20 protein-coding genes are annotated in these 24,183 nt (G+C 70.1%); 8 read left to right on the top strand and 12 right to left on the bottom strand.

The features are described from left to right. Nucleotides 1-284: 284 nt before the first annotated feature. The 6 genes from AC1DSA_RS07640 to lpdA all read left to right on the top strand — a co-directional run bounded on the left by AC1DSA_RS07640 (nt 285) and on the right by lpdA (nt 7,450). On the top strand, nt 285-773 hold the full coding sequence (locus AC1DSA_RS07640; protein ID WP_477887692.1) for a lipocalin-like domain-containing protein: 489 nt from the start codon (nt 285-287) through the stop codon (nt 771-773). A gap of 112 nt (nt 774-885) precedes the next feature. Next, nucleotides 886-2,223 (top strand): serine hydrolase, encoded by a 1,338-nt coding sequence (locus tag AC1DSA_RS07635; protein WP_477887690.1) that lies wholly within the window; start codon nt 886-888, stop codon nt 2,221-2,223. 206 nt (nt 2,224-2,429) lie between these two features. Further along, on the top strand, nt 2,430-3,665 hold the full coding sequence (locus tag AC1DSA_RS07630; RefSeq protein ID WP_477887688.1) for a thiamine pyrophosphate-dependent enzyme: 1,236 nt from the start codon (nt 2,430-2,432) through the stop codon (nt 3,663-3,665). 1 nt (nt 3,666) lies between these two features. Next, nucleotides 3,667-4,728, top strand: coding sequence for an alpha-ketoacid dehydrogenase subunit beta (locus AC1DSA_RS07625; RefSeq protein WP_477887686.1), 1,062 nt, complete (start codon nt 3,667-3,669; stop codon nt 4,726-4,728). A 3-nt stretch (nt 4,729-4,731) separates the two neighbouring features. Then, the gene (locus AC1DSA_RS07620) at nt 4,732-6,051 is read left to right on the top strand and encodes a dihydrolipoamide acetyltransferase family protein (RefSeq protein ID WP_477887684.1); all 1,320 of its coding nucleotides are present in this window, start codon (nt 4,732-4,734) and stop codon (nt 6,049-6,051) included. A 4-nt stretch (nt 6,052-6,055) separates the two neighbouring features. Then, complete coding sequence (gene lpdA, locus AC1DSA_RS07615; RefSeq protein ID WP_477887682.1) at nt 6,056-7,450, top strand: dihydrolipoyl dehydrogenase; 1,395 nt, start codon at nt 6,056-6,058, stop codon at nt 7,448-7,450. Nucleotides 7,451-7,454: 4 nt separating this feature from the next. On the opposite strand, the gene AC1DSA_RS07610 is transcribed toward lpdA, so the two are convergent. Together AC1DSA_RS07610 and AC1DSA_RS07605 are read right to left on the bottom strand one after the other, a co-directional pair. Beyond that, complete coding sequence (locus AC1DSA_RS07610) at nt 7,455-9,395, bottom strand: M1 family metallopeptidase (protein WP_477887680.1); 1,941 nt, start codon at nt 9,393-9,395, stop codon at nt 7,455-7,457. A gap of 88 nt (nt 9,396-9,483) precedes the next feature. Next, complete coding sequence (locus AC1DSA_RS07605; protein WP_477887678.1) at nt 9,484-11,505, bottom strand: AsmA family protein; 2,022 nt, start codon at nt 11,503-11,505, stop codon at nt 9,484-9,486. Between the two features lie 260 nt (nt 11,506-11,765). On the opposite strand from AC1DSA_RS07605, the gene AC1DSA_RS07600 reads away from it, so the two are divergent. Continuing rightward, entirely contained in the window at nt 11,766-12,422 is a 657-nt protein-coding gene (locus AC1DSA_RS07600; RefSeq protein ID WP_477887676.1) for an SOUL family heme-binding protein, read from the top strand. An 85-nt stretch (nt 12,423-12,507) separates the two neighbouring features. Continuing rightward, complete coding sequence (locus tag AC1DSA_RS07595) at nt 12,508-12,708, top strand: hypothetical protein (RefSeq protein WP_477887674.1); 201 nt, start codon at nt 12,508-12,510, stop codon at nt 12,706-12,708. Between the two features lie 67 nt (nt 12,709-12,775). Here AC1DSA_RS07595 and AC1DSA_RS07590 read toward each other — a convergent pair whose 3' ends face one another. From AC1DSA_RS07590 to upp, 10 genes are all read right to left on the bottom strand, one after another. Then, on the bottom strand, nt 12,776-14,431 hold the full coding sequence (locus AC1DSA_RS07590; protein ID WP_477887672.1) for an FAD-dependent oxidoreductase: 1,656 nt from the start codon (nt 14,429-14,431) through the stop codon (nt 12,776-12,778). Nucleotides 14,432-14,575: 144 nt separating this feature from the next. Beyond that, on the bottom strand, nt 14,576-15,871 hold the full coding sequence (locus AC1DSA_RS07585; protein ID WP_477887670.1) for an amidohydrolase family protein: 1,296 nt from the start codon (nt 15,869-15,871) through the stop codon (nt 14,576-14,578). Nucleotides 15,872-15,888: 17 nt separating this feature from the next. Continuing rightward, complete coding sequence (locus AC1DSA_RS07580) at nt 15,889-16,416, bottom strand: DsrE family protein (RefSeq protein ID WP_477887668.1); 528 nt, start codon at nt 16,414-16,416, stop codon at nt 15,889-15,891. Nucleotides 16,417-16,470: 54 nt separating this feature from the next. Beyond that, nucleotides 16,471-17,394, bottom strand: coding sequence for an ABC transporter permease (locus AC1DSA_RS07575; RefSeq protein WP_477887666.1), 924 nt, complete (start codon nt 17,392-17,394; stop codon nt 16,471-16,473). After that, nucleotides 17,394-18,455, bottom strand: coding sequence for an ABC transporter permease (locus AC1DSA_RS07570; RefSeq protein ID WP_477887664.1), 1,062 nt, complete (start codon nt 18,453-18,455; stop codon nt 17,394-17,396). The genes AC1DSA_RS07575 and AC1DSA_RS07570 overlap by 1 nt, the downstream gene beginning before the upstream one ends. Beyond that, nucleotides 18,452-20,008, bottom strand: a complete 1,557-nt coding sequence (locus AC1DSA_RS07565; RefSeq protein ID WP_477888036.1) for an ABC transporter ATP-binding protein — start codon at nt 20,006-20,008, stop codon at nt 18,452-18,454. The genes AC1DSA_RS07570 and AC1DSA_RS07565 overlap by 4 nt, the downstream gene beginning before the upstream one ends. 23 nt (nt 20,009-20,031) lie before the next feature. Beyond that, a complete protein-coding gene (locus AC1DSA_RS07560; protein WP_477887662.1) occupies nt 20,032-21,024 on the bottom strand; it encodes a BMP family protein in 993 nt (330 codons plus the stop codon). 62 nt (nt 21,025-21,086) lie between these two features. Beyond that, complete coding sequence (locus tag AC1DSA_RS07555; protein ID WP_477887660.1) at nt 21,087-22,196, bottom strand: HupE/UreJ family protein; 1,110 nt, start codon at nt 22,194-22,196, stop codon at nt 21,087-21,089. Between the two features lie 134 nt (nt 22,197-22,330). Continuing rightward, nucleotides 22,331-23,512, bottom strand: a complete 1,182-nt coding sequence (locus AC1DSA_RS07550) for a hypothetical protein (RefSeq protein ID WP_477887658.1) — start codon at nt 23,510-23,512, stop codon at nt 22,331-22,333. A 10-nt stretch (nt 23,513-23,522) separates the two neighbouring features. Next, a complete protein-coding gene (gene upp / locus AC1DSA_RS07545) occupies nt 23,523-24,167 on the bottom strand; it encodes a uracil phosphoribosyltransferase (RefSeq protein WP_477887656.1) in 645 nt (214 codons plus the stop codon). Nucleotides 24,168-24,183: the final 16 nt, after the last annotated feature.

Genomic DNA, 24,183 nt, shown 5'->3' with positions numbered 1-24,183 from the left:
CCGCCACGTGCGTGCATGAAAGCTCCACATTCAGCGGCGTCTCGCAGCTGGAGCCTGATCGCTCATTCGCGGTGGCGCACGTTGTCGTCGCTGGTTATTGTTGAGCTGGCGTCGCGCGTTCTATCGGCGTAACCCAGCATTGAATGAGGGCCAAACGTTTGCGAATGTCACACCTTGGTGTTAGGGTGGCCGCCGATTTTCCAGTGGATCGCATCGCGGAGATCTGGGCAAACCGCAGGCTCTATCTAGGTGTGGCGTGTTTCCATTCACCGTAGGAGATTCAAATGAAGCGCTTCATCGCTACCTTGTTGTTTCTCGCATCGTTCTCCGTTGTGAATGCGTTTGCCCAGAAAGCCTCGCTCAAGGAGCAGATCGTTGGAACTTGGATTCACGTTTCGACCACTGTCACTGCGCCGGATGGCAAGAAGACGGATCGGCCGGGCAAAGGTGTCGTCATCTATGCTCCGGACGGTTATTTCACCTTCGTGAATGTTGCGAACGATCTTCCCAAGCTGGCAGCCAACAACCGAGATAAGGCGACGGTGGAAGAAGCCAAGGCAGTCGTCGCGGGCTCGATAGCCTACTACGGCACCTACACGGTTGATGAAGGGACGAAAACCATCGTCCCTCAAGTTGAAGGATCGACGTTTGCCAATATGGTTGGGACCGATCAAAGCCGAATCGTTACGTCGATCACGGCGGATGAAATGCGCTTCACGAATCCAAAGGCGCCAGCGGGCGTACTGGAAATCGTGTGGCGACGAGCCAAATGAGATTCGAACGTCAGCGGACGGTCGCGCCAGTGCATGCAGTTTCGGCGACCCCGCGCCTTCGATCGAATGCACGGGAGTGACGGCTTCCACCCCGATCGGATAGATTGGCGTCATGCATTGGGCGCTGCCGCTCCTGTCCGCGATGATGTGCCTGTCGGCGTGGGGAGTGACGTTCGCGCAATCGCCCCCGGCGGCCCGCGATGCGGGGCAGCTGGCCGAGGCCGCCCTGGGCCAACTGCCGGGGGTCGTGTCCGTCGGCGTGCTGCGCGAGGGAAAGATCCAGGTCGCGGTGCGCCGTCGCGAGCGCCTGGGGCAGCCGGTGGAAAAGGTCGACGGTCCGGCCCTCGGCGCGGAACCCATCTTCGAGATCGGCTCGGTCAGCAAGGTGTTCACGGGGCTGCTGGTGGCGCAGCGCGTGGACCGTGGCGAACTACGGCTCGACGACACGATCGGACAGTTGCTGCAGGGCTCCGTGGCATTCCGCTACGAGACGGCGTCCAGGATCGACGTACGGCAGCTCCTGACGCACACCTCGTGCTTGCGGCGCTGGCCCGCGGGCTTCACGGCGGAGCGCACGCTCGATCAGGCTTCGGAATATGGACAGGCAAGGGCCCGGGCAGACCTGACCGATCTCGTGCTCAGCCGCACGCCGCCGTGCGAGACGAGGTACAGCAACGTCGGCTATGCCATCCTGGGCGAGGTCCTGGCGCAGCGATCGCAGCGCCCTTGGGATTCGCTGCTGCTGGAGGGCATCGCGCAACCACTGGCTCTGCGCGACACGCGTGTCCACCTGTCACCGGAACAGCAGGCGCGCCTGGCGCCGCCCTGGAACGGCGGCCTGCGATCGCAGGCCTGGACCTCGGGGGTTTTTGCGTCGGCCGGCGGGCTGCACTCGACCGCAACGGACCTGCTGGTGTTCAGCCAGGCGTTGCTGCAGGGGCGCGGGGGGCCACTTGGAGCAAGCGCGGAACGCCTCGTCACCGATCTGGCTGCTTTCGGCGAGGACGGAACGCGAATCGGCTACGGAATCCTGATGCCGAAGGCGCCGGCGCGCACCTGGGGGCACAACGGAGAAACACGCGCCTACGGCACGGAATGGGTCGTCTGGCCGGACACGAAGGAGGCGGTGGTCATCCTCGCGTCGAACAAGGCCGCGCCCACGCGGACGATTCGTCGTGAGCTGGTCGCGCAGACGTGGTCCGGGCCCATCCAGGAAGTCGTCTATACACGTGGTGAGTTCCGCGGCACCTTCGAAGAAGACGGTGGGCGCCGCCTCTATGCGCGCGTCAAACTTGCGCCGGGGATGAAGCTGCCATTTTCCACCCTGACCTTTCGAGTGCGCGACCCGAAGCTGGTCGCCGGTATTGCATCGGGGGCAGCGGTGGAGTTTCGCGCCGAGCCGGTTGACGGGGAGAACACGATCACGGCGTTGCGGATTCCTTCGTCCTAGCGCAACCGCGCGCCTTCTCCCCGGTGCTTCGTGGTCGTGGCCCTTGCCGTCGGTCTTGGGCGGGCGCCATCGGCGTGCGGAGCATCTCCTCGACCTTTGCGGCGCCGGCGTCGAAACCCAGCTGGTGCAGGATCTTGCGGAAGAGTCCCCGCTGCCGTGATGCGCCCTGCACAATGAGGTGCGACGACCTCGCGCGGAGACATGCCATGAGTCCACGACAGGCCTTGCGGTTGCACGTGCCGGAGCCCTCGGGGCGCCCCGGCTGTCCCACCGATTTCTCCTACCTGCACCTGTCCGAAGCGGGCGCCGTGCGGAGGCCGCCGGTGGACACCCCGCACTTCGACACGGCCGACCTGGCCTACGACCTGGTGCGCGTGCTCGACCGCGACGGCCGCGCCGTCGGCCCGTGGGTGCCGGAGGTCGCGCCCGCCCAACTGCGCAAGGGGCTGCGGGCGATGATGAAGACCCGCATCTTCGACGCCCGCATGCTGGTGGCGCAACGCCAGAAGAAGATCTCCTTCTACATGCAGGCGCTGGGCGAGGAGGCGGTCGCGGTGGCCCATGCGCAGGCGCTGGAGCCGGGCGACATGTGCTTTCCCACCTATCGCCAGCAGGGCCTGCTGCTGTCCCGCGACGACATTTCGATGGCCGAGCTGATGTGCCAGCTCATGAGCAACCAGGGCGATGTGTTGAAGGGCCGCCAGCTGCCGGTGATGTACTCGTACAAGCGCGCGGGCTTCTTCTCGATTTCGGGCAACCTGGCCACCCAGTTCATCCAGTCCGTGGGCTGGGCGATGGCCTCGGCCATCCAGGGCGACACGCGCATCGCCTCCGGCTGGATCGGCGACGGCGCCACTGCGGAAGCGGACTTCCACACCGCGCTGACCTTCGCCCACGTGTACCGCGCGCCGGTGATCCTCAACGTGGTGAACAACCAGTGGGCCATCTCCACCTTCCAGGCCATCGCCGGCGGCGAGTCCACCACCTTCGCCGCGCGCGGCGTCGGCTCGGGCATCGCCTCGCTGCGCGTGGACGGCAACGACTTCCTCGCGGTGCTGGCCGCATCGCGCTGGGCCGCCGAGCGCGCGCGCTCCAACCTGGGCCCTTCGCTGATCGAGTGGGTGACCTACCGCGCCGGCCCGCACTCCACCTCCGACGATCCCACCAAGTACCGGCCCGCCGACGACTGGGAGCGCTTCCCGCTGGGCGATCCGATCCAGCGCCTGAAGCAGCACCTGGTGCAGCTGGGCGCCTGGTCGGAGCAGGAGCACCAGCAGGTGCAGCTGGAGCTGGAGGCCGAGGTGGCGGCGGCGCAGAAGGAAGCGGAGAGTCACGGGACGCTGCTGGACGGCCACATCCCCAGCGCCGCCAGCATGTTCGAGGACGTCTACGCCGAGATGCCCGCGCACCTGCGCCGGCAGCGGCAGGAACTGGGGGTCTGACATGCTGGCCAGGACCCGCGATGCAAAGGTCGACGGCGCCGCCGGCGAGGTGCGCCAGATGACGATGATCCAGGCGCTGCGCTCCGCCCTGGACGTGATGATGGAACGCGACAACAAGGTCGTGGTGTTCGGCCAGGACGTCGGCTACTTCGGCGGCGTGTTCCGCGTCACCGAAGGCCTGCAGGCCAAGTACGGCGCGTCGCGCTGCTTCGATGCGCCGATCAACGAGGGCGGCATCGTCGGCGCCGCCGTGGGCATGGCGGCCTATGGCCTCAGGCCCGTGGCCGAGATCCAGTTCGCGGACTACTTCTATCCCGCCTCCGACCAGATCGTGTCGGAAGCCGCGCGCCTGCGGCATCGCTCCGCCGGCGACTTCACCTGCCCGCTGACCATCCGCATGCCGTGCGGCGGCGGCATCTACGGCGGCCAGACCCACAGCCAGAGCCCGGAGGCGCTGTTCACGCACGTGTGCGGCCTGCGCACCGTGATGCCCAGCAACCCCTACGACGCCAAGGGCCTGCTGATCGCCGCCATCGAGTGCGAGGACCCGGTGATCTTCCTGGAGCCCAAGCGCCTGTACAACGGACCCTTCGACGGCCACCACGAGCGCCCGGTGGTGCCCTGGTCCAGGCATGCGCTGGGCAACGTGCCCGCGGGGTACTACCAGGTGCCGCTGGAGTCGGCGGCGGTGTTCCGCCCCGGCGCACAGCTGACGGTGCTGACCTACGGCACCATGGTCTGGGTGTCGCAGTGCGCGGCCGAGGAGAGCGGCATCGACGCCGAGATCATCGACCTGCGCTCGCTGTGGCCGATGGACCTGGACACGGTGCTCGCTTCGGTGCGCAAGACCGGGCGCTGCGTCGTGGTGCACGAGGCCACGCGCACCAGCGGCTTCGGCGCCGAGCTGTCGGCGCTGGTGCAGGAGCATTGCTTCTACCACTTGGAAGCGCCGGTGGAGCGCGTCGCGGGCTGGGACACGCCCTATCCGCATGCGAGCGAATGGGCCTACTTCCCCGGACCCGACCGCGTCGCGGCCGCCTTCCGCCGCGCGATGGAGACCTGAACCATGGGCATGTACACGATCAAGATGCCCGACATCGGCGAGGGCATCGCCGAGGTGGAGCTGGTGGCCTGGCGCGTGCAACCGGGCGAGGCGGTGAAAGAGGACCAGATCCTCGCCGACGTGATGACCGACAAGGCCACGGTGGAGATTCCCTCGCCGGTGGCCGGCAAGGTCGCCGCGCTGGGCGGCGAGCCGGGGCAGGTGATGGCGGTGGGGTCGGAGCTGATCCGGCTGGAAGTCGAAGGCGAGGGGAACGTGAAGGCGGGTGCGGGGCCCAGCGCGGCAGAGGCGGCGGTGATCACGCCGGCGGCGGTGGAGCGCCGTGCGAATCCGCCGGCGCCGGTCATGGCGCGGGGACAGGAGCGCCCCCAACCCAGCCCTTCCCCGGAGGGGGAGCGGGCCAAGGCGCAGCCGCCGCGCGCAACTCCAGCGCCCCTGCGTGCGCCGGGAGACAAGCCGATCGCGTCGCCCGCGGTGCGCCGCCGCGCCTGGGAGCTGGGCATCGCGCTGCAGTTCGTGCACGGCAGCGGCCCGGCCGGGCGCATCGTGCACGAGGACCTGGAGGTCTATCTTGCCTCGCGCGGCGAGGCACCCGCCCTGCGTTCCACCGGGCTGCGCCAGCGCCAGGGCGAGGAGGCCATTCCCATCACGGGCCTGCGCCGGCGCATCGCCCAGAAGATGCAGGAGGCCAAGCGGCGCATCCCGCACTTCAGCTATGTCGAGGAGATCGACGTCACCGAGCTGGAGGCGCTGCGCGTGGCGCTGAACCAGCGCTTCGCCGCCGACCGCGGCAAGCTCACGCTGCTGCCCTTCATCGCGCGGGCCGTGGTGCTTGCGCTCGCGGACTTCCCGCAGATCAACGCGCGCTTCGACGACGACGCCGGCGTGGTCACGCGCTACCGGCCGGTGCACCTGGGCATCGCCACGCAGACCGACGCCGGCCTGGCCGTGCCCGTGCTGCGGCACGCCGAGGCGCAGGACCTGTGGGGCCTGGCCGGCGAGATCGCGCGGCTGGCCGAGCTCACGCGCAACGGCAAGGCCGCGCGCGAGGACCTTTCCGGGTCCACTCTCACCCTCACCAGCCTGGGGCCGCTGGGCGGCATCGTCACCACGCCGGTGATCAACCATCCGGAGGTGGCGATCGTGGGCGTCAACCGCATCGTCGAGCGGCCGATGTTCCGCGGCGGCGCGGTCGTCGCGCGCCAGCTGATGAACCTGTCGTCCTCCTTCGACCATCGCGTGGTCGATGGCATGGACGCGGCGCGCTTCATCCAGGCCGTGCGCGCATTGCTGGAGCAGCCCGCACTGCTGCTGTTGGAGTGAAGGCATGAAGAACCGCAACACGACATTGCTGGTGATCGGCGGCGGCCCGGGCGGCTACGTGGCCGCGATCCGCGCCGCGCAGCTGGGCGTGCCCACCGTGCTGGTGGAGCAGGACCGCCTGGGCGGCACCTGCCTGAACATCGGCTGCATCCCGTCCAAGGCGCTGATCCACGCGGCCGACGCCTTCGCGCGCACCGCGGCTTGTGCGGGCGATTCGCCCATGGGCATCCGGGTGCAGTCCGCGCGCATCGACCTGGCGCAGACACAGCGCTGGAAGGACGGCATCGTGGCCAGGCTCACCGGCGGAGTGGGCGCGCTGCTGCGCAAGGCCGGCGTGCAGGTGCTGCAGGGCCGCGCAAGCATCGTCGACGGCAAGACCGTGGACGTCGCGGTGGCGGACGAGCCGGTGCGCATCCAGTGCGAGCACCTGCTGCTGGCCACCGGCTCGCAGCCGGTGGAGCTGCCGGACCTGCCCTGGGGCGGCCCGGTGATCGGCTCCACCGAAGCGCTCGCATTGGCCCGCGTACCGCGCCACCTGGTGGTGGTGGGCGCCGGCTACATCGGGCTGGAGCTGGGCATCGCCTGGCGCAAGCTGGGCGCCGAGGTGGCGGTCGTGGAGGCCACGGGGCGCGTGCTGCCGGCCTACGACGAGGAGCTGACGCGCCCGGTGCTGGCCAGCCTGCGCCGCCTGGGCATCACGCTGCACCTGGAGTGCACGGCGGTGGGGCTCACGGGGCCGGGCGACGGGTTGCGCATCCGCAGCAGCAACGCCGACGAATACGTGCTGCCAGCCGAACAGGTGCTGGTGGCCGCGGGCCGGCGGCCCCACACCACCGGCTTCAACCTGGAGTCGCTCGGGCTGGACATGAACGGCCGCGCGCTGAAGGTGGACGCGCAGTGCCGCACGTCGATGCGCAACGTGTGGGCCATCGGCGACCTCACCGGCGAACCGATGCTGGCCCACCGCGCGATGGCGCAGGGCGAGGCGGTGGCGGAACTGGTGGCCGGCCACCGGCGCCGCTTCGAGCCCGTGGCGATCCCCGCGGTCTGCTTCACCGACCCCGAGGTGGTGGTGGCCGGCCTGTCGCCCGGCGAGGCCGCGGCCGGGGGCCAGGAGGCGCTGTCCGCGCAGTTCCCGTTCGCTGCCAACGGGCGCGCGCTGAGCATGGAAGGCGGCGAGGGCTTCGTGCGCGTGGTCGCGCGCAAGGACAACCACCAGATCCTGGGCTGGCAGGCGGTGGGCCCGGGCGTGTCCGAACTGGCGGCCGTGTTCAGCCACTCGCTGGAAATGGGCGAGCGGCTGGAGGACGTGGCCGGCATCATCCACGCACATCCCACGCTGGGCGAGGCGGTGCAGGAGGCCGCGCTGCGGGCGCTGGGCCGCGCGCTGCACGTGTAAGGGCTCATCGCAGCGCGAGCCAGGGCTCCTGTGCCGGCCAGGCGCCCTGCGCGATCACGCGCCCTTCCTGGAACGCGAGCCAGCTCTGGCGGCCGTAATGCGGCAGCGCGCGCTGCATTGCCGCCAGCGCCGCCGGCGAATCGGCGACCACGAACACGAGGGGCTTGCCGCTCGGCGCGCGTACGGCCCAGGTGCGCGCCGTGCCCTGCCGAAGCACCTCCGGGACTTCGCCCACGCCCAGCCGCGCGAGCAGCCTGGCGACGCTGTCGCGGTCCCCGGCAACGAAGGCCGGCACCTCCGGTGCCGACAGCAACGCTTCCGCCGGCACCGCGTCCGCCTTGGCATCGAGCACGCGCTGCGCGAGCGCCGTCGCCGCGTTCGCCCACTCGTCCCCGCTTGCGGCAACATGCAGCTGCGCCCGCGGCGCGATGAAGGTTTCGCGCAGGATGGGCGGCACGCTGGCGGGGTCCAGCCGGCGCCACAACCGCAGCTCCGGATCGAGCTGGATCGCCACTGCGTCGGCCATGCCCTGCGCCGCCAGGTCGATGCGCGTCTCGCGCTCGCGCACGCGCACACTGAGGTCGCGGGTCGCGCCCGTGGCCAGCTGCACGCGCAGCGGCACCAGCAGGTCGAAGGCTTCGCCTTGCTGCAGAACGTGCACGCCGCCGCGCTCGGCCGCCAGCGTGACGGCAGGCGAGGCGGCCCGGCGCGTCCACTGCGCGAAGAAGGCAGCCAGGTCGCGGCCGCTGGCGCGGGAGAAGGCCTGCTCCAGGTCCTTCCAGCCCGCCGTGCGGAAGCGCTGGGACTGCCAGAACGCGCGCAGCCCCTGATCCAAGGCGTCCGGCCCGATCTCGTCGCGCAGCATGAAGAACAGCATCGCGGGCTTGGCATAGCCGATCACCGAGGAGATGCCGTGGTGGCGCGTGACGAAGCCCGCCAGCGCGGTCTCGTCGGCGGGCGCGATCGCCATCAGGTCGCGCAGCCACTCCAGCCGCATGGCACGCGCCGCGTCCGCGCCCGCGTCCTCGCGGTACGCGTAGTCGGCCTGGAAGGTCGTGAGGCCTTCCGACCAGTTGCCGCTGCCCCAGTCGGGCACCACGCCGTTGCCCCACCAGTTGTGCAGCACCTCGTGGCCCAGCGAAGTCGCGCGGATGAAGGGCAGCCGCAGCACCTCGCGCCCCAGGTAGGTCAGGCTGGGAATGCCCAGGCCGTGGGGCAGGGGGCTGGACACGACGCTGAAATCGCCGAAGGGATAGGCGCCGATCGCGCGGCTGTAGCGCTGCAGGTACCGGGCACTGTCTTGCAGGTAGCCCGGCGCGAGATCGGCCAGCTCCGGGTGGAACCAGGTGCGCACCGTCACCGCGGTTCCATCCCCCAGCGCCGCCGCCTGCTGCGCCACCTGGTAGGGGCCGGCCAGCAGCCAGATCCCTTCCGCTGGATGTGGATAGGCGTAATCCGCGGTCCACCGTCCCTGCGCCTCGCCCTCGCGCAGTTGCCGGCCAGGTACCAGGCCCTTCTGGCCGGCAGGCAGCTTCAGCTTGACCGTGTAGGTGAAGCCGGTGCCGGGGTCCGGGTACCAGCGTGCCTCCGGGGCGAGATAGCTGCCCTCGGCGGCCGCATAGAAGGAGGCCGGGTTGGCGGACATTTGCGGGCCGGCCGGCAGCGGCGGCAAGGTGCCGGCGTACTCGATGAGGAAGCGGCGCTCGCCGCGCGCCGGCGCAAGGCGCGCGACATCGGCTGGAGCGAGCGCGACGCCGTCGACCGTCACGCGCGAAATGGCCAGGCGCGGATGCAGCGCGATGTTTGGCGGCCGTTCGCTGGTGAGGCGCGCGCTGGCCTGCAAGCGGCGGCTGACGGGGTCGAGCTCGACCTCCAGGTCCAGGTGGGGTGTGGCGGCCTGCGCCGCTCCGGCGGCGAGCAGAAGGACCAGCAGGGGAAGCCTCATCGTGCGCACATTGTCGCCACGGCCGGGCGGGGCCGGCCAGCCTTCGCCATGCCGGCGTCCGGCCCGCGTCGGCGCACTGCAGCTCCCTTCACTTTTCTGCCCTGCCGGGGACCGACAGGCAGGCAGCGATTGCCTTCTTCGATTCATCGTCGCCAAGATCGATCAATGGAATGATCCCCGCGAGCGGGTTGACCGTCGCGAGCACGACTGCGGCCCCGATGCGGCGCAACACCGATTTCTTCTCGATGGAGATCTTCGGCGCGTTGAGCCGGCCGTCGATATGCAGCGGTGCGCGCAATGAAACGGGGCTGGCGTCCTTCGGGGACACGCTGGACACGAGATGCATCTCCTCGGTTGCGAGCGACACCGAGCCGGTGAGCCACAGCGTCGAATCCGGTGTGTCGACCAGCATCACGGTCGGCACCACCTGGCCCTGGTTGATCGCGAGGTCCGCGGCCGCGCACGTCACGGGCAGCAAGCTGTCGCCCCGGACGCGCACACCAAGTGCCTGCGCGATGTCGAGGCCGGCGGCTTCGACGGCCAGGTGCGAGATCCCGCCGCCGGTCCAGTGAACGATCGCGCGCCCGTTGGCGGATCCGAGCAGTTCGGCGCTCGAGCGGCCACGGCCGGAGATGTCGATCCTGGCGCCGAGCCTGCCGGTCACGTACGGGGCCACGATCGGGGCGCGCTGCGGGCGCGGCTGCTCGATCCACTGCTCGATCAGCAGTCCGGTTCCGGTGAGATGCGCCTCCCAGAGGGCGATCGGTCCACGGCCGTCGAGCCGGATGTTGCCGCGAATGTGACCCTGGGCAAGACGCGCCTCGAGCTGGTCGATGGTGAGCACACCGTCCTGCAGGCGGATGCGGGAGAGCAGCGGCTCGATCGCCCGCAGCCGTTGCGTGCCGAAATCGGCGCGCTCGATCGAAACCGAGATGTCGGCGTTCATCGCGCGCAGCGACGGCAGGTCGAACTCGCGTTTCGGCAGCACTCCGCCGGCCTGGTTCCTCGCCGCCGGTGCGTTCGGGGTCGACGTGCCGACCGCCGGGCCGAGATCGCGCAGGGCGAGCATCGGGCCGCCAAGCCTGCCGGTGAGCACGGGCAGCCTGCCGGGCTCGGCGTCGAAGGTGAAGTCGCCATTCAGTTCGCTGACACCGATCGTCGCGCGCTGGACGATGGTGTGCCAGCGGCTTCCGACCCGCTCGATCGTGCCCTGCATGGAGAAGGCGTGCGTGGTCGGCAGGGTGACGCCCAGCGGCTCGCCGACGGCGGCCAGCGAAGTGCCGATGAGCTCGTAGCGGCCGTCGAGTCCGAGTTCACCGAAGGGTTCCGAGACGCCACCGTCGAACGCCAGCCGCGCCGGGCCGATCTGCAAGCGAAGTTCGACGGGCCGCTGCGCGGGCCGCGCTCCATCACGGGCCGTGCCGGCTCGCAGCGTGACGTGCAAGGGCAATCGGTGGAACGTGCCATCCGCGCGGCCGCGGAAGGCGGGCGGGGCGCCGGCACGCGGCGCAGCCGACGCTGGCAATTTCGCGCCGGTCTGCGCATCGCTTTCGCTGGCGAGGCCGAATTCGGCCGTCGCTCGCAGCTCCAGGAGCGCGTCGGCGACGGTCGCCCGGCCCTCGCGCACGGCGAGCTCGCGAAAGCGCACTCCGCTGAATCGGGGAGGCTCGCCGGTTGGCTGGCGCTCGCCAAACTGCCAGCTGGCGGCCCCGTCCGCCCGGCGCTCGATCGCGAGCACGAGCGAATCGGCTTCGAGGACATCGACGTGCAGCGGCGCGCCGCCGCGCAACGCGAACAGGTCGCCGTAGCGCAGCTTGAGGGTCGCATTGCGCGCGACCAGCATCGGCCCCAGCCGGCTCCACTCCGGGTTGTCGACCTGGACGCTCGCCGCTTCCAGCCGGATGCCCCCAAGGAGGTGCAGCCGCAGGCCGTCTTCAAAGCTGATCCGGCGCTGCAGCCGGTCGCCGAGCCAACGCGCGGCCGGATCGGCGAGGAAGGGCCAGCCGCTGGCTTCGCACGCTGCGAGGACGATCGCCAGTGTTGCGATGAGGGTCCCGATCACCCAACGCTTCGGGTGGCGGCGAAGTTGCGGCAGCAGGGTTGCGCTCACTGATCACTCGGCCGGGCGCTCATGCAACGGGAGGTCGTGGAGGCTTGTGGCCTGTGCTGCGCCCTGCAGCGCCAAGGCGGTGCCCTCAGTCCAGCGCCAAGGGCGCCGCTTCCTTCCGTCGTCGTTCGCTTCTGCGAGGCCTCCGCATGGTTACTCCTCGACTATAGGCGACGCTGCCGTGCGCGCCATTGGACCTTGGTGCATGCAGTGGCGGGAGCCGCTTTCCGTTCACAATGGTGTTCAGCGAGGAGAACGAAACGATGCAGCGCCCCTGCGAGCACGGCCGCCTCGGGCTGCCCTGCGCAGCCCTGATCAACATCCTCTGCTCCCTGTGCCTGCTCTTGCCGACACCCGCCATGGCCATCGAAGAACCCAGCTACGACGTCGTGCAGCGGCTCGATGGCGCCGAAGTGCGTCAGTACGCGCCCTACGTGGTGGCGCAGGTGTCGGTGGCGGGCGAAGCGCGGGAAGCAGGCAACCAGGCCTTCCGCATCCTGGCCGGCTACATCTTCGGCAAGAACAAGGGGGAGCGGAAGTTCGAGATGACCGCACCCGTCACGCAGACTGAAGTGCCGGTCAAGCTGGAGATGACGGCGCCCGTCACCCAGACGCCGGCACCGGGTGGCTACCTCGTGCAGTTCGTGCTGCCCAGGGGCGTCACTCTGGCTTCCGCGCCCGAGCCGCTGGATCCGCGGGTCCAGCTGCGCGAGGTGCCAGCCGCGCGCGTGGCGGTGATCCGCTACTCCGGGTTCTGGTCACAGGCGAACTACGACGAGCACCTGGCCAAGCTCCGGGAGGCCCTGCGCGCGGCGGGACTGCCTTGGACCGGAGAGCCGACGCTCTCGCGCTATGACCCACCCTTCACGCCCTGGTTCCTGCGCCGCAACGAGATCTGGCTGGCGGTCGCGGGCCCATGACGGGTGGGCCGCTGTGCACCGTGATGTCATGCTCGGCAGCACGGAAGGAACGACAATGCCGTCCCATTCCGTCTTGGAGACGCGCATGTCACTCCCGATTGATCCAGCGTTGGCTGGTGCGGCGGCCACCATCGCCGCCGCGGTCATTGGCCGCCTCCCGGATGGAACCGAGGTGAGCACCACTGCGATCAGTGCGGCCTATCTGCAGGCCCTGGAAGCCATCGACGACGCGATGGAAAAGTACAGGTCAGGGAATTGGAGAGAACATTCGAGAGCTCGGACCTGATCGCCACCGTGCCGGCGCTACGCTGCTCCACGCGTAGCGAAGGCCCGAACGGGCACAGCGCGTCGTGTCATCGGGGCCGGAGCGCCAGGTACTGGTGCGTGAAGGCGATGGCCATGCTGCCTTCGCCCACAGCGGCTGCGACCCGCTTGACCGGGCTCAGGCGCACATCGCCGCAGGCGAAGATGCCGGGGACGCTGGTCTCCAGCAGGTAGGGGTCGCGGCCGCTCTCGCTCCACGCGCCCGCCTTCAGCAAGTCGGTGCCGGTCAGCACGTAGCCGCGCGCATCCCGCGCGATCTGCGGCGGCAGCCACTCCGTCTGCGCGTCCGCCCCGATGAAGACGAACAGGCCGGCGCATTCCTCCTGCCGCACGGTGCCCTGGGCGCGGTCGGCGATGTCGATCGAGGTGAGGCGATCCGTCCCGTGCACGCCCAGCACCTCGGAATGCAGTGCCGCGGCAATGTTGGGCTTGTGCCGCAGCTGCTCGATCAGGTAGCGGGACATGCTCTTCTCGAGGGAGTCGCCACGCACCACCAGGGTCACCTTGCGTGCGTGGTTGGCGAAGAACAGCGCGGCCTGTCCCGCGGAATTGCCGGCGCCGATCAGGTGGATGTCCATGCCCTGCGCCGAACCGGCCTCGCTGCGCGCCGCGCCGTAGTACACGCCCTTGCCGATCAGCCGGTCGACGCCCTCGATGGCCAGGCGCCGCCAGCTGACGCCGGTGGCGAGGATGATGGTGCGCGCGCGCAGCGCCTCGCCGCCGTCGAGGTGGACCCAGCGTCCCGCCGGGTCGATTCGCTCGATGCAGCGGGTGACGAGGATCTCGGCGCCCAGGCGGCGCGCCTGCTGCAGGGCACGGCTGGCGAGCTCGTCGCCGGACACCCCATTGGGAAAGCCCAGGTAGTTCTCGATGCGCGAGGACGTTCCCGCCTGCCCGCCGGGAGCTTCCTGTTCCACGACCAGCGTCGAGAGTCCTTCCGATGCCCCGTAGACCGCGGCGGCGAGGCCTGCCGGGCCGCCGCCGACGATGATGGTGTCGTACTCGTTGCGGGTCGCCTGGATCTGCAGGCCCAGCCGGCGCGCCAGCTCGCGCGGTTTCGGCCGCATCAGCACGGAGCCATCGTCGAGGCACACCGCCGGCATGTCCTCGTCGCGCAGTGCCGGCCCTCGCCATTGCTGCGCGTAATCGGGCTGGTCGGGCGAGACCCAGTCGAAGGGCACCTGGTTGCGCGCCAAAAAGCGGCGCAGCTCGTGGCAGCTGGTGTCGAACCGCTGGCTGCACAGCGTAGCGCGTGCCCGCGGCGGCTTCGCGGCCAGGCCCTGCAGGCCGCCCATGCGCTCGCGTGCCTTGGCCGCGACCGCCTCCGCGATCTGCGGGCAAGCGGCCGCCAGCGCGTGGTACTGCCGCGGATCGACGCGCAGCACCCGCGTCGGCTGCGTGGCCCGCGCCCCGCCCAGGAACGGCGTCCCGAGCGTGATCGGCACTTCGCCGTGGAGTTCGCCGGGTTGTCGCTTGCCCAGGACCGTGGGCAGGCCGTCGACCAGCCGCACGATCTCGAGCTGGCCCGAAAGCACGATGTACAGCGCGCGCTCGTCGCCTTCGTGCACGGCGTAGTCACCCGCTTCCAGGTGAATGTCGGGAGAGGTGCGTGCCAGCGATTCGAGGTCGGCAACCGGCACGCCCGCCAGCAGGGGGACTTGCGCAAGTTCGTGGGCTGTCAGCATGCGGCTTCCTCATCGAGCGACTGTGCGGCACGCTAGCCTACCGGGTATGCCGGCTTCCGCAAAGGAAAAGGACCTGGCCTCGCGGCCCGGTGCGACCGTCGAAGAGATTTCGGCGCCTTGCAAGGCCGTTGAAAGGCGGACGGATCAGCGACCGCGCTCTGTCGCCGAACGATCGAACGAGATCCTTGTCGGCCGACCATCTCCAAGTGCAGTTCGGGCCACCAGTTCCGCTGTCTCGGAGAGGAGTCGACCTTTTCTCCAGACTTTCAGCCGGTTCGACCGAAGCCGGATCGCGTCCATCGCATCCCGCGCCTGCAGCAGCACGAAGCTGGCATCGCAGCCCGGCTCCAGGCCGTAGCCTTGCAGGTGCATGACCTTGGCTGCGTTCACCGTCACCGCGTCGAAGCAGGCGCGGATGCCTGGCTGGCTCGTCATCTGCGCCACGTGCAATCCCATGTGCGCCACCTCCAGCATGTCCGCCGACCCCATTCCGTACCAGGGGTCCATCACGCAGTCATGCCCGAAGGCGACGTTCACGCCGGCGGCCATCAGCTCCGGCACGCGCGTCATGCCGCGCCGCTTGGGGTAGGTGTCGTGCCGGCCCTGCAGCGTGATGTTGATCAGCGGGTTGGCGACCACGCTCACGCCGCTCTGCGCGATCAGCGGGATCAGCTTGGAGACGTAGTAGTTGTCCATGCTATGCATGGAGGTGCAGTGCGAGCCGTTCACGCGCCCCTGCAGTCCGAGGCGCTGGGTCTCGAAGGCCAGCGTCTCGATGTGCCGCGACATCGGGTCGTCCGTCTCGTCGCAATGCATGTCCACCAGCTTGCCGCGCTCGGCGGCGATCTCGCACAACAGCTTCACGCTCTCGGCGCCGTGGGCCATGGTGCGCTCGAAGTGCGGGATGCCGCCCACGATGTCCACGCCCAGGTCCAGCGAGCGCTTCAGGGTGTCGACTCCGCTGGGGGTGCGCAGCACGCCGTCCTGTGGAAAGGCGACCAGCTGCAGGTCGATGTACGAGGCGACGCGCTTCTTCACCTCCAGCATCGCTTCGACCGGCAGCAGCGAGGGATCGCTGGTGTCCACGTGGCTGCGGATCGCGAGCAGGCCGCGCGCCACGGCCCAGTCGCAGTACGACAGCGCGCGGTCGATCAGGTCCTCGGCCTTCAACAGCGGCTTGAGCTCGCCCCACAGCGCGATGCCTTCCAGCAGCGTGCCGCTCTCGTTGACGCGCGGCAGCCCGTAGCTGAGCGTCGCGTCCATGTGGAAGTGCGGATCGCAGAAGGGCGGCGACAGCAGGTAGCCGCCGGCGTCGACCATTTCATGCGCGGGCGCCTGCAGGCCGGGCGTGACTTCGGTGATGCGGCCCCCCTGCACGGCCACCGACATGCCGGTGCGGCCGTCGGGCAGGGTGGCGTTGGAGATCAGTAGGTCGAGCATGGCGGCGGCGTTCCGGCTTACTGCAGCTCGGGGTGCTGCTTCACCACTTCCTCGCGCGTCAGGCGCGGAAACCATTCGGCGTACATGTAGCTGTAGCCCTCGTTCTGCCATTTGGCGATGTCGATCACGGCGGCCGGCGCCACGGTGGTCACGTCGTAGAAATCCTCGGGCTTGTAGCCGCGCGAACGGGCGGCATTGGAGCAGATGCGGATCGTGACCCCGGCCTCGGCCAGTGCCTTCAGCTCCTCGTACACGCCGGGGTAGGCGGCGCGATTGTGGCGGGAAAAGGCATGCAGCTCGTTGCCGTGCGCCACGATCACGATGTGCGAGTTCTTCGCGTCGCCGTACTGCTTCAGCGCGGCCAGGTGGTTCTTGACGTAGCCGAAGGCGCCCATGGCATCGAGCGGCTTGGCGAAGTTGAAGTCGTACAGCGCTTTCTGCGCCTTGTACGGTGTCGGGTCGAACTTCGAGGGGTCGTTCGGGCCGGCCACTGCGGTGGCGCACAGCGTGGCGAGGAACAGGAAGAGGGCGTAGAGGTGTCTCATGCTTCGGTCTTTCTTGTGAGCGCGGATGCGCCACGCGTTTCTACCACGCCGGTTTCAGCGTTCTCCCTTGCGGTACGGCTTCATCAGCGCCTGGGGATACGCGGCGCGGCGGGCCACCAGCACCAGCGCCAGGATGGACAGCGCATAGGGCAGCATCAGGTAGACCTGGTAGGGCAGCGCGGCGTCGCCGGACTGCTGCAGCCGCAGCTGCAGCGCATCGAAGAAGGCGAACAGCAGCGCGCCCAGCAGCGCCTTGCCGGGCCGCCAGCTGGCGAACACCACCAGCGCCACGCAGATCCAGCCGCGGCCGTTGACCATGTTGAAGAAGAAGGCATCGAAGGCCGACAGTGTGAGGAAGGCGCCGGCCACCCCCATCAGCGCCGAGCCCGCCATCACGGCCGCGCTGCGCGCCACCAGCACGGAGATGCCCTGGCTCTCCGCGGCCTGCGGGTTCTCGCCCACCATGCGCAGGGCCAGGCCCGCCGGCGTGCGGTACAGGAACCACGCGATCGCCGGCACCAGCAGCAGCGCGAGCAGCGTGAGCGGCGTCTGCGCCGACAGGATGGGAATGCCCAACCCCTCCATCGGGGCGAACGGCTTCACCGTCGGCGGCGTGTTCACTTTCGGAAAGCTCACGCGGTAGGCGAAGGCGCTGAGCGCGGTGGCCAGCAGCGTGATGCCCAGCCCGGAGACGTGCTGCGACAGCGCGAGTCCCACGGTGAGGAAAGCATGCAGCGCCCCGAACACGGCGCCGGTCGCCGCCGCCACGGCCACGCCGGCCCACAGCGGCAGGCCCGAGTACACGGCCAGCCAGCCGGTGAAGGCGCCCGCGACCATGATCCCCTCGATGCCCAGGTTGAGCACGCCGGCCCGCTCGCACAGCAGCACGCCCAGCGTGCCGAAGATCAGCGGCGTGGCGATGCGCAGCACCGCGATCCACAGCGCGGGGTTGGCGAGCAGGTCGAAGGTTTCGGCCATCACTTCCACCGCACGCGGTATTGCGCCAGCAGGGTCGCGACCAGCACGGACACCAGCGAGGCCGCGACGATCACGTCGGCGATGTAGGTCGGCACGCCGATCACGCGGCTCATGCTGTCGGCGCCGACCAGCACGCCGGCGACGAACACCGCCGCGGCCAGCAGCGCCAGCGGGTGCAGGCCGGCCAGCATCGCGATCACGATGCCGCTGTAGCCGTAGCCCGGGGACATGTCCAGCGTGACGTAGCCGGTGCGGCCCGCGACCTCGATCGCGCCGGCCAGGCCGGCCAGCGCGCCGGAGAGCAGGGCGACGCTCACCGTCGTGCGCAGCGGCGGCACGCCGGCAAAGGCGGCGGCCCGGGGGTTGGCGCCGAGGGCGCGCACGTCGAACCCGAAGACCGTGGACTTGAACACGCCCCACAGCAGCACCGCGAGCGCCACGGCGGCGAGCAGGCCGGTGTGCACGCGCGTGCCGGGCACCAGCTTGCCCAGTTCCAGCTCGGGCTGCAGCGCCACGCTCTGCGGCCAGCCCATGGCGGAGGGGTCTTTCATCGGCCCGTCCAGCAGCGCCGAGACGCCCAGCAGCACGATGAAATTGAGCAGCAGGGTGGTGACGACCTCGTCCACACCCAGGCGCGCCTTCAGCAGCGCGGGCCCGAGCAGCAGCAGCGCACCGGCGGCGGCAGCGGCCAGCATCATCAGCGGCAGCAGCAGCGCGGGCGGCAGCGCGAAGCCGCTGCCGCCATGCAGCCCGCCCACCGCCACGGCTGCGAGCGCGCCGGCATACAGCTGGCCCTCGCCGCCGATGTTGAACAGGCGGGCGCGGAAGGCGACGGCCGCCGCGAGACCGGTGAGGATCAGGGGCGTGGCCCGGGTCAGCGTCTCGGTCCAGGCGAACACCGAGCCGAAGCCTCCGCGCAGCAGCGCGCCCCAGGTGGGTGCCACGGGAGCGCCGGCCCACAGCACCAGCAGGCTGGAGACCAGCAGGGTGAACGCGACCGCGCCCACGGGCGCCACGGCCAACGCCAGCGCCGGGACGGTGGTGCGGCGTTCCAGCCTCATGGGGTGCCCCCACCCCAACCCWCCCCCGGGAGGGGAGGGAGGGAGACATCGCTCTTGGGGAGGCCCATGGCTGCACCTTCCGCGGGGAGGTGAGGGAGAGAGGCGCCGGCCATGGCGAGGCCGATGGCCTCGCGGGTCCACTCCCCAGCGGGCAGCGCAGGCGTGAGCTCGCCCGCGTGCATCACGGCGATGCGGTCGCCCAGCGCCATCACCTCGTCGAGGTCGTCGGAGATGAGCAGCACCGCCGCGCCCGCGTCGCGCGCGGCCAGCAGTTGCTCCTGCACGTAGGCCACCGCGCCGACGTCCAGGCCCCAGGTCGGCTGGTGCGCGACGATCAGCCGCGGCGTGCCCCCGCCCGGCGCCAGCAGGGCGCGTCCCAGGATCAGCTTCTGCATGTTGCCGCCGGACAGCGCGCGGGCCGGCGCATCGAGGCCGGCGCCGCGCACGTCGAAGGCCTGCTCGATGGCGCGCGCATGGGCCCGCGCGGCCTGCCGGCGGATGAAGGGTCCGCGCTGGAAGGAGCGCGAGCGCAGCCGCTCCGACACCGCGTTCTCCCACACCGGCAGGTCGCCGATCACGCCGGTGCCGTGCCGGTCCTCCGGGATGCGGGCGATGCCGTCGCTGGGCAGCGTCACGCGGCCGGAGCGCGCGGCGCGCATGCCGCACAGCAGTTCGGCCAGCGCCAGCTGCCCGTTGCCGGACACGCCGGCGATCGCGGTGATCTCGCCGCCGCGCAGCTGCAGCGACAGGTCCCGCAGCCGCTCGCGGCCGTCGCCCGCCTGCACGTGCTCCAGCGCCGCCACCACGGGACGCTCGCGCACGGCGCTGGCCCGGCCCTGCGGCAGCACGACGTCCTGGCCCACCATCCAGCGCGCCAGTTCGGCGGCGCTGGTGGAAGCGGCCTGCGCCTCGGCCACCACGCGGCCGCCGCGCAGCACCACCACCCGGTCGGCCACGCGCAGCACCTCGGCGAGCTTGTGGCTGATGAAGATCACCGAGAGTCCCTGCGCGACCATGTCGGCCAGCGTGGCGAACAGCGACTCGCTTTCCTGCGGCGTCAGCACCGCGGTCGGTTCGTCGAGGATCAGGATGCGCGCACCGCGGTACAGCGCCTTGAGGATCTCCACCCGCTGGCGTTCGCCCACCGAGAGGCTGGCCACGGGCGCGTCCGGTTGCACCGGCAGGCCGAAGCGCTGCGCCACTTCCAGCAGCCGGGCGCGCGCGGCCGAACGCCGGCTGAAGGGCTGCCATAGCGGCTCGGTGCCGAGCATCACGTTGTCGAGGACGCTCAGGTTGTCGGCCAGCGTGAAGTGCTGGTGCACCATGCCGATGCCGGCGGCCAGCGCGGCGCGCGGCTGTCCCAGAGGCAGCTCGCGGCCCTGCACCTCGATGCGCCCGGCATCGGGCGTGTAGTGCCCGAACAGGATGGACACCAGCGTGGACTTGCCGGCGCCGTTCTCGCCCAGCAGCGCCAGCACCTCGCCGGCGCCCAGCGCGAGCGAGATGCCGTCGTTGGCGAGCAGCGGGCCAAAGCGCTTGGTGATCCCCGTCATCCGCAGCACGGGGGCCGCGGCGCTCACTTGGCGGTGGACTTGGGCTGGCTGTCGTCCACCTTGACGGAGAACTTGCCGTCCTGGATCGCCTTCTCCCTGGCCTTGACCTTGGCGACGATGTCGGCCGGCACCTTCTTCTCGAAGCTGCCCAGGGGCGCCAGCTCGGAGCCCTTGAACTTCATGGTCGAGTAGGGGCCGTAGTCCTCGGCGGCGAACTTGCCGTCCTTGACCTTCTTCAGCGCGACGTCGATGGTCGGCTCCATGTTCCACAGCGCGGAGGCGACCACCGTGTCGGGGTACTTGTCCTGCGTGTTGATCACGTTGCCCACGGCCAGCTTGCCGCGCTCCTTGGCCGCGTCGGAGACGCCGAAGCGCTCGGCGTACAGCAGGTCGGCGCCCTTGTCGATCATCGCGAAGGCCGCTTCCTTGGCCTTGGGCGGGTCGAACCAGCTGTTGATGAAGGTGACGGTGAATTCGACCTTGGGATTGGTCTCCTTCGCGCCGGCCATGAAGGCGTGCATCAGCCGGTTCACCTCGGGGATGGGGAAGCCGCCGACCATGCCGATCTTGTTGGACCTGGTCATGCCGCCGGCGATCATGCCGCTGAGGTAGGCCGGCTCCTGGATGTAGTTGTCGAACACGCTGAAGTTGGGCGCCTGCGGCTTGCCGGAGGAACCCATCAGGAAAGCGGTCTTGGGGAAGTCCTTGGCCACCTTGCGGGCGGCGGCTTCCACCGCGAAGGATTCGCCCACGATCAGCTGGTTGCCGGCGGTGGCGTACTCGCGCATCACCCGTTCGTAGTCGGCATTGGCGACGTTCTCGCTCGCCTTGTATTCGATCTCGCCGCGGCCCTCGGCGGCCTTGAGCGCCTTGTGGATGCGGCTGACCCATTGCTGCTCGAAGGGCACGGTGTAGACGGCGGCGACCTTCAGCTTGGCCTGCGCGAGCGCGAAGCCCGGGCTGGCGGCGGCAAGCACGGCGGCGAGGGCCAGCAGGTGGCGGCGGGTGCGGATCATCGTTTCTTCTCCTGGGTTGTGGGGGCGGCAGGGTGCAAGCGTCGTGCCAGCGGTGACCGGCGTCAAGAGGGGGCGAGGTCGAAGGCGCGCTGGATGAACCACCAGGAGGCCAGCGCGGCCACGCACAGCGAGCCCAAACGCAGCACGCCGATGCGGTAGAAAGTCGTCGCCCGCAGCGCGAAGGCCAGCGGCAGGAAGGCGGCGACGATCGCCAGCTGCCCCAGCTCCACGCCGACGTTGAAGCCCACCAGCGCCAGCGCCAGCGCTCCCTGCGGCAGGCCCAGGTCGGCCAGCACGGAGGCGAAGCCGAAGCCGTGCACCAGCCCGAACACGAAGGCCATGACCCAGCGGCGCTTGTCGATGGTGCCGCGCAGGTTGTTCAGCGCCGCGACCACCACCGAGGCCGCGATGACGGATTCGACGATGCGGGAGGGCATGCTGACGAACCCGAGCACCGCGAGGCTCAGGGTGATCGAGTGGGCCAGGGTGAAGGCGGTCACGACCTTGAGCACCTCCACGCTGGCGCGCTTCAGGCTGGGCGTGGGCGTCCACCCGTTCGGCTGGCGCACCAGCACGGCCGGCAGCAGCAGCGCCACCAGGAACAGGATGTGGTCGAAGCCGATCCAGATGTGCCAGATGCCCTCCAGCACGTACTGGCGCAGGGTCTCCCAGGCGCTGGGCGCCGCCAGCCGCAGTTGCTGGCGGGCGGAGTCGGCGGCGAACACCAGCGCCTGCGGCTGCTGCGCGCCGGCCGGCGTCCACTGCACCAGTCCGCGGTGCGTCGGGTCGACGTCGAACAGCATCGCGTACGTGACCTGCACCGTGTCGGCGAGCCGGGCGCAGCGCGCGTGCAGCGTGAGCACCGCATAGGTGCCGTCGCTGTGCTTGTCCAGCATCAGCGGGCCGGCCGACGCGAGCGGGCAGGCCTCGCCCTGCGAGGAGAAGGCGAGCTTGGCGATGGCGAGCTTCTCGATGTCGGCGCTGCGCTGGCGCACCTCGCCCCAGGACAGCTCGCCGTTGCCGTCGCGATCGAGCTGCAGCACGTAGTCGAGATCGCGCAGGGCGATGTCCCAGCGCACCGCGATGCCGTCGGCCTCGCCGCGCAGGGTGAGGTAGCTGTCGCTGGGCTTGTGGGCCCAGGCGGGGGTGCAGAGCAATGCGAGGAGCAGCACGTAGGCTGGCGGTGAGCCCGTAGGCGAACCCCAGCGCTTTGCGCACCGCTGGGGTTCGGCTGGCGCGCTCACCACCAGCCTACGAAGGCGGCCGAACACGCGCACGAAAAGTGCGCACGCGAGCAGCCGGGCGATCATCGCGCGCCCCCCAGCTTCTGCGCCAGTGCCTGGATGTGCGGATCCTCGTAGCCCGTCGTCGTGAGCCAGTCCAGCACCGGCTGCGCCGCGGCCGGCTGCTTCGCCGCCAGCGCAGCCCGCAGCAGCATCTCCGCATCGCGCGGCTCCTTCTGCTGGGTGTAATTGCTCTTCGCGTAGGCGAGCGCGCGGGCCGGATCGTTCTCCAGTTCCAGCGACCAACGCGCCGCTTCCTGTTCATGCAGGCGGTCGCCGCGCCGCGCGGCGGCCTCGAAGCGGTCGCGCAACTGCGAAGACCAGTCGGCTGCGCGCGGATCGCCTGCCGCGCGCCCGGCGATGGCCAGGCGCAGCAGCAGGATGTCCGAGCGCTCCCAGCCGGCCAGCAGCTGCAGCACTTCGCGCGGGCGCTCGCGCTCGAGCAGGAAATCGGCGAAGGAGCCCAGCAGGAACTGGTCGGTGAGGCCCTGGGCCAGCGCGACGCGGTAATGCCGCTCGGCATCGCCCCAGCGCTGCAGGCGCACGGCCATCTCGGCCAGCCGGGTCTGCGCCCACAGCATCAGGCCGGGCGGCACCTCGCGCTCGGCGGCGACCGCCTTGGACAGCAGGTCGTAGGCGGGAATGAGCTGGCCCGTGGTGCCGCGCACGTAGGCCGTGCAGCCCTGCGCGAACAGCGGCGGGGCGATCTTTGCGAGCCGGTCGCACTCGGCGGCGGCCAGTGCGTACTGCGCCTGCACCATGTAGATGGCGGCGCGCCAGGCGACGGGGTCGACCGCGTCCGGCGCCAGGTCGCTGGCCCGCTTCAGGCTGGCGAGCGCGCCGTCGAAGTCGTGGCCGTACTGCTGCAGCAGCCCGCGCACCAGCCAGTAGCGGGTGTTGCCGCCCGCCGACTTTTCCAGCGGGCCGATGGTGGACATCGCATAGCCCACGTAGCGCGGGTCGCCCTGCGCCATGGCCAGCTCGAAGTAGCGCTCGCCGATGTCCAGCCGCAGCGCGGGATCGTCTGGCCGCGACGCGAGCTGCCGACGCAGCGATTCGACGGTGCGCAGCGCCGGGTCGCTGGCGACGGGCAGGCGTTCCACCACCTCGGCGTCGCTGGCCGGCGTGAAGGGCGCGGCCGACGCCGCGGCGACCGCCAGGCACAGGGCCGCCCACGCTGCGCGAGCGCATCGCTGGTACTTCATCCGGGAAACCTTACTTGGTGCCGAACATGCGGTCGCCGGCGTCGCCCAGGCCCGGCAGGATGTAGCCGTGGTCGTTGAGCTCGCGGTCGATCGCCGCCGTGTAGATCGGCACGTCGGGATGCGCCTTCTGCAGGGCCGCCACGCCTTCGGGGCAGGTCAGCAGGCAGACGAACTTGATCGACTTGGGGTTGAGTTCCTTCAGGCGCTCCACCGCGGCGATGGCGGAGTTGCCAGTGGCCAGCATCGGGTCCACCACGATCACGTCGCGGTTCTCCATGTTCTGCGGCATCTTGAAGTAGTACTCCACCGCCGTCAGCGTCTTGGGATCGCGGTACAGGCCGATGTGGCCGACGCGCGCACCCGGCACCACGCTGAGCATGCCGTCCAGGATGCCGGTGCCCGCGCGCAGGATGGAGACGAACACCAGCTTCTTGCCGTCGATGACCCGGGTGCGCGTCTTCTCCAGCGGCGTCTCGACCTCCACCTCCGACATCGCGACGTCGCGCGTGATCTCGTAGGCCATCAGCATGGACAGCTCGTTGAGCAGGCGCCGGAAGCTGTTGGTGCTGGCCTCCTTGTTGCGCATCAGGGAGAGCTTGTGCTGCACCAGCGGGTGGTCGATGACGTGGACGTTGTTGTTGGTGTTGGTGGCCATGGGGTTTCCGTCTTTC

It is taken from the genome of Ramlibacter sp. P4_H7 (assembly GCF_056400765.1).
This window is presented reverse-complemented; position numbering and strand designations above follow the sequence as displayed.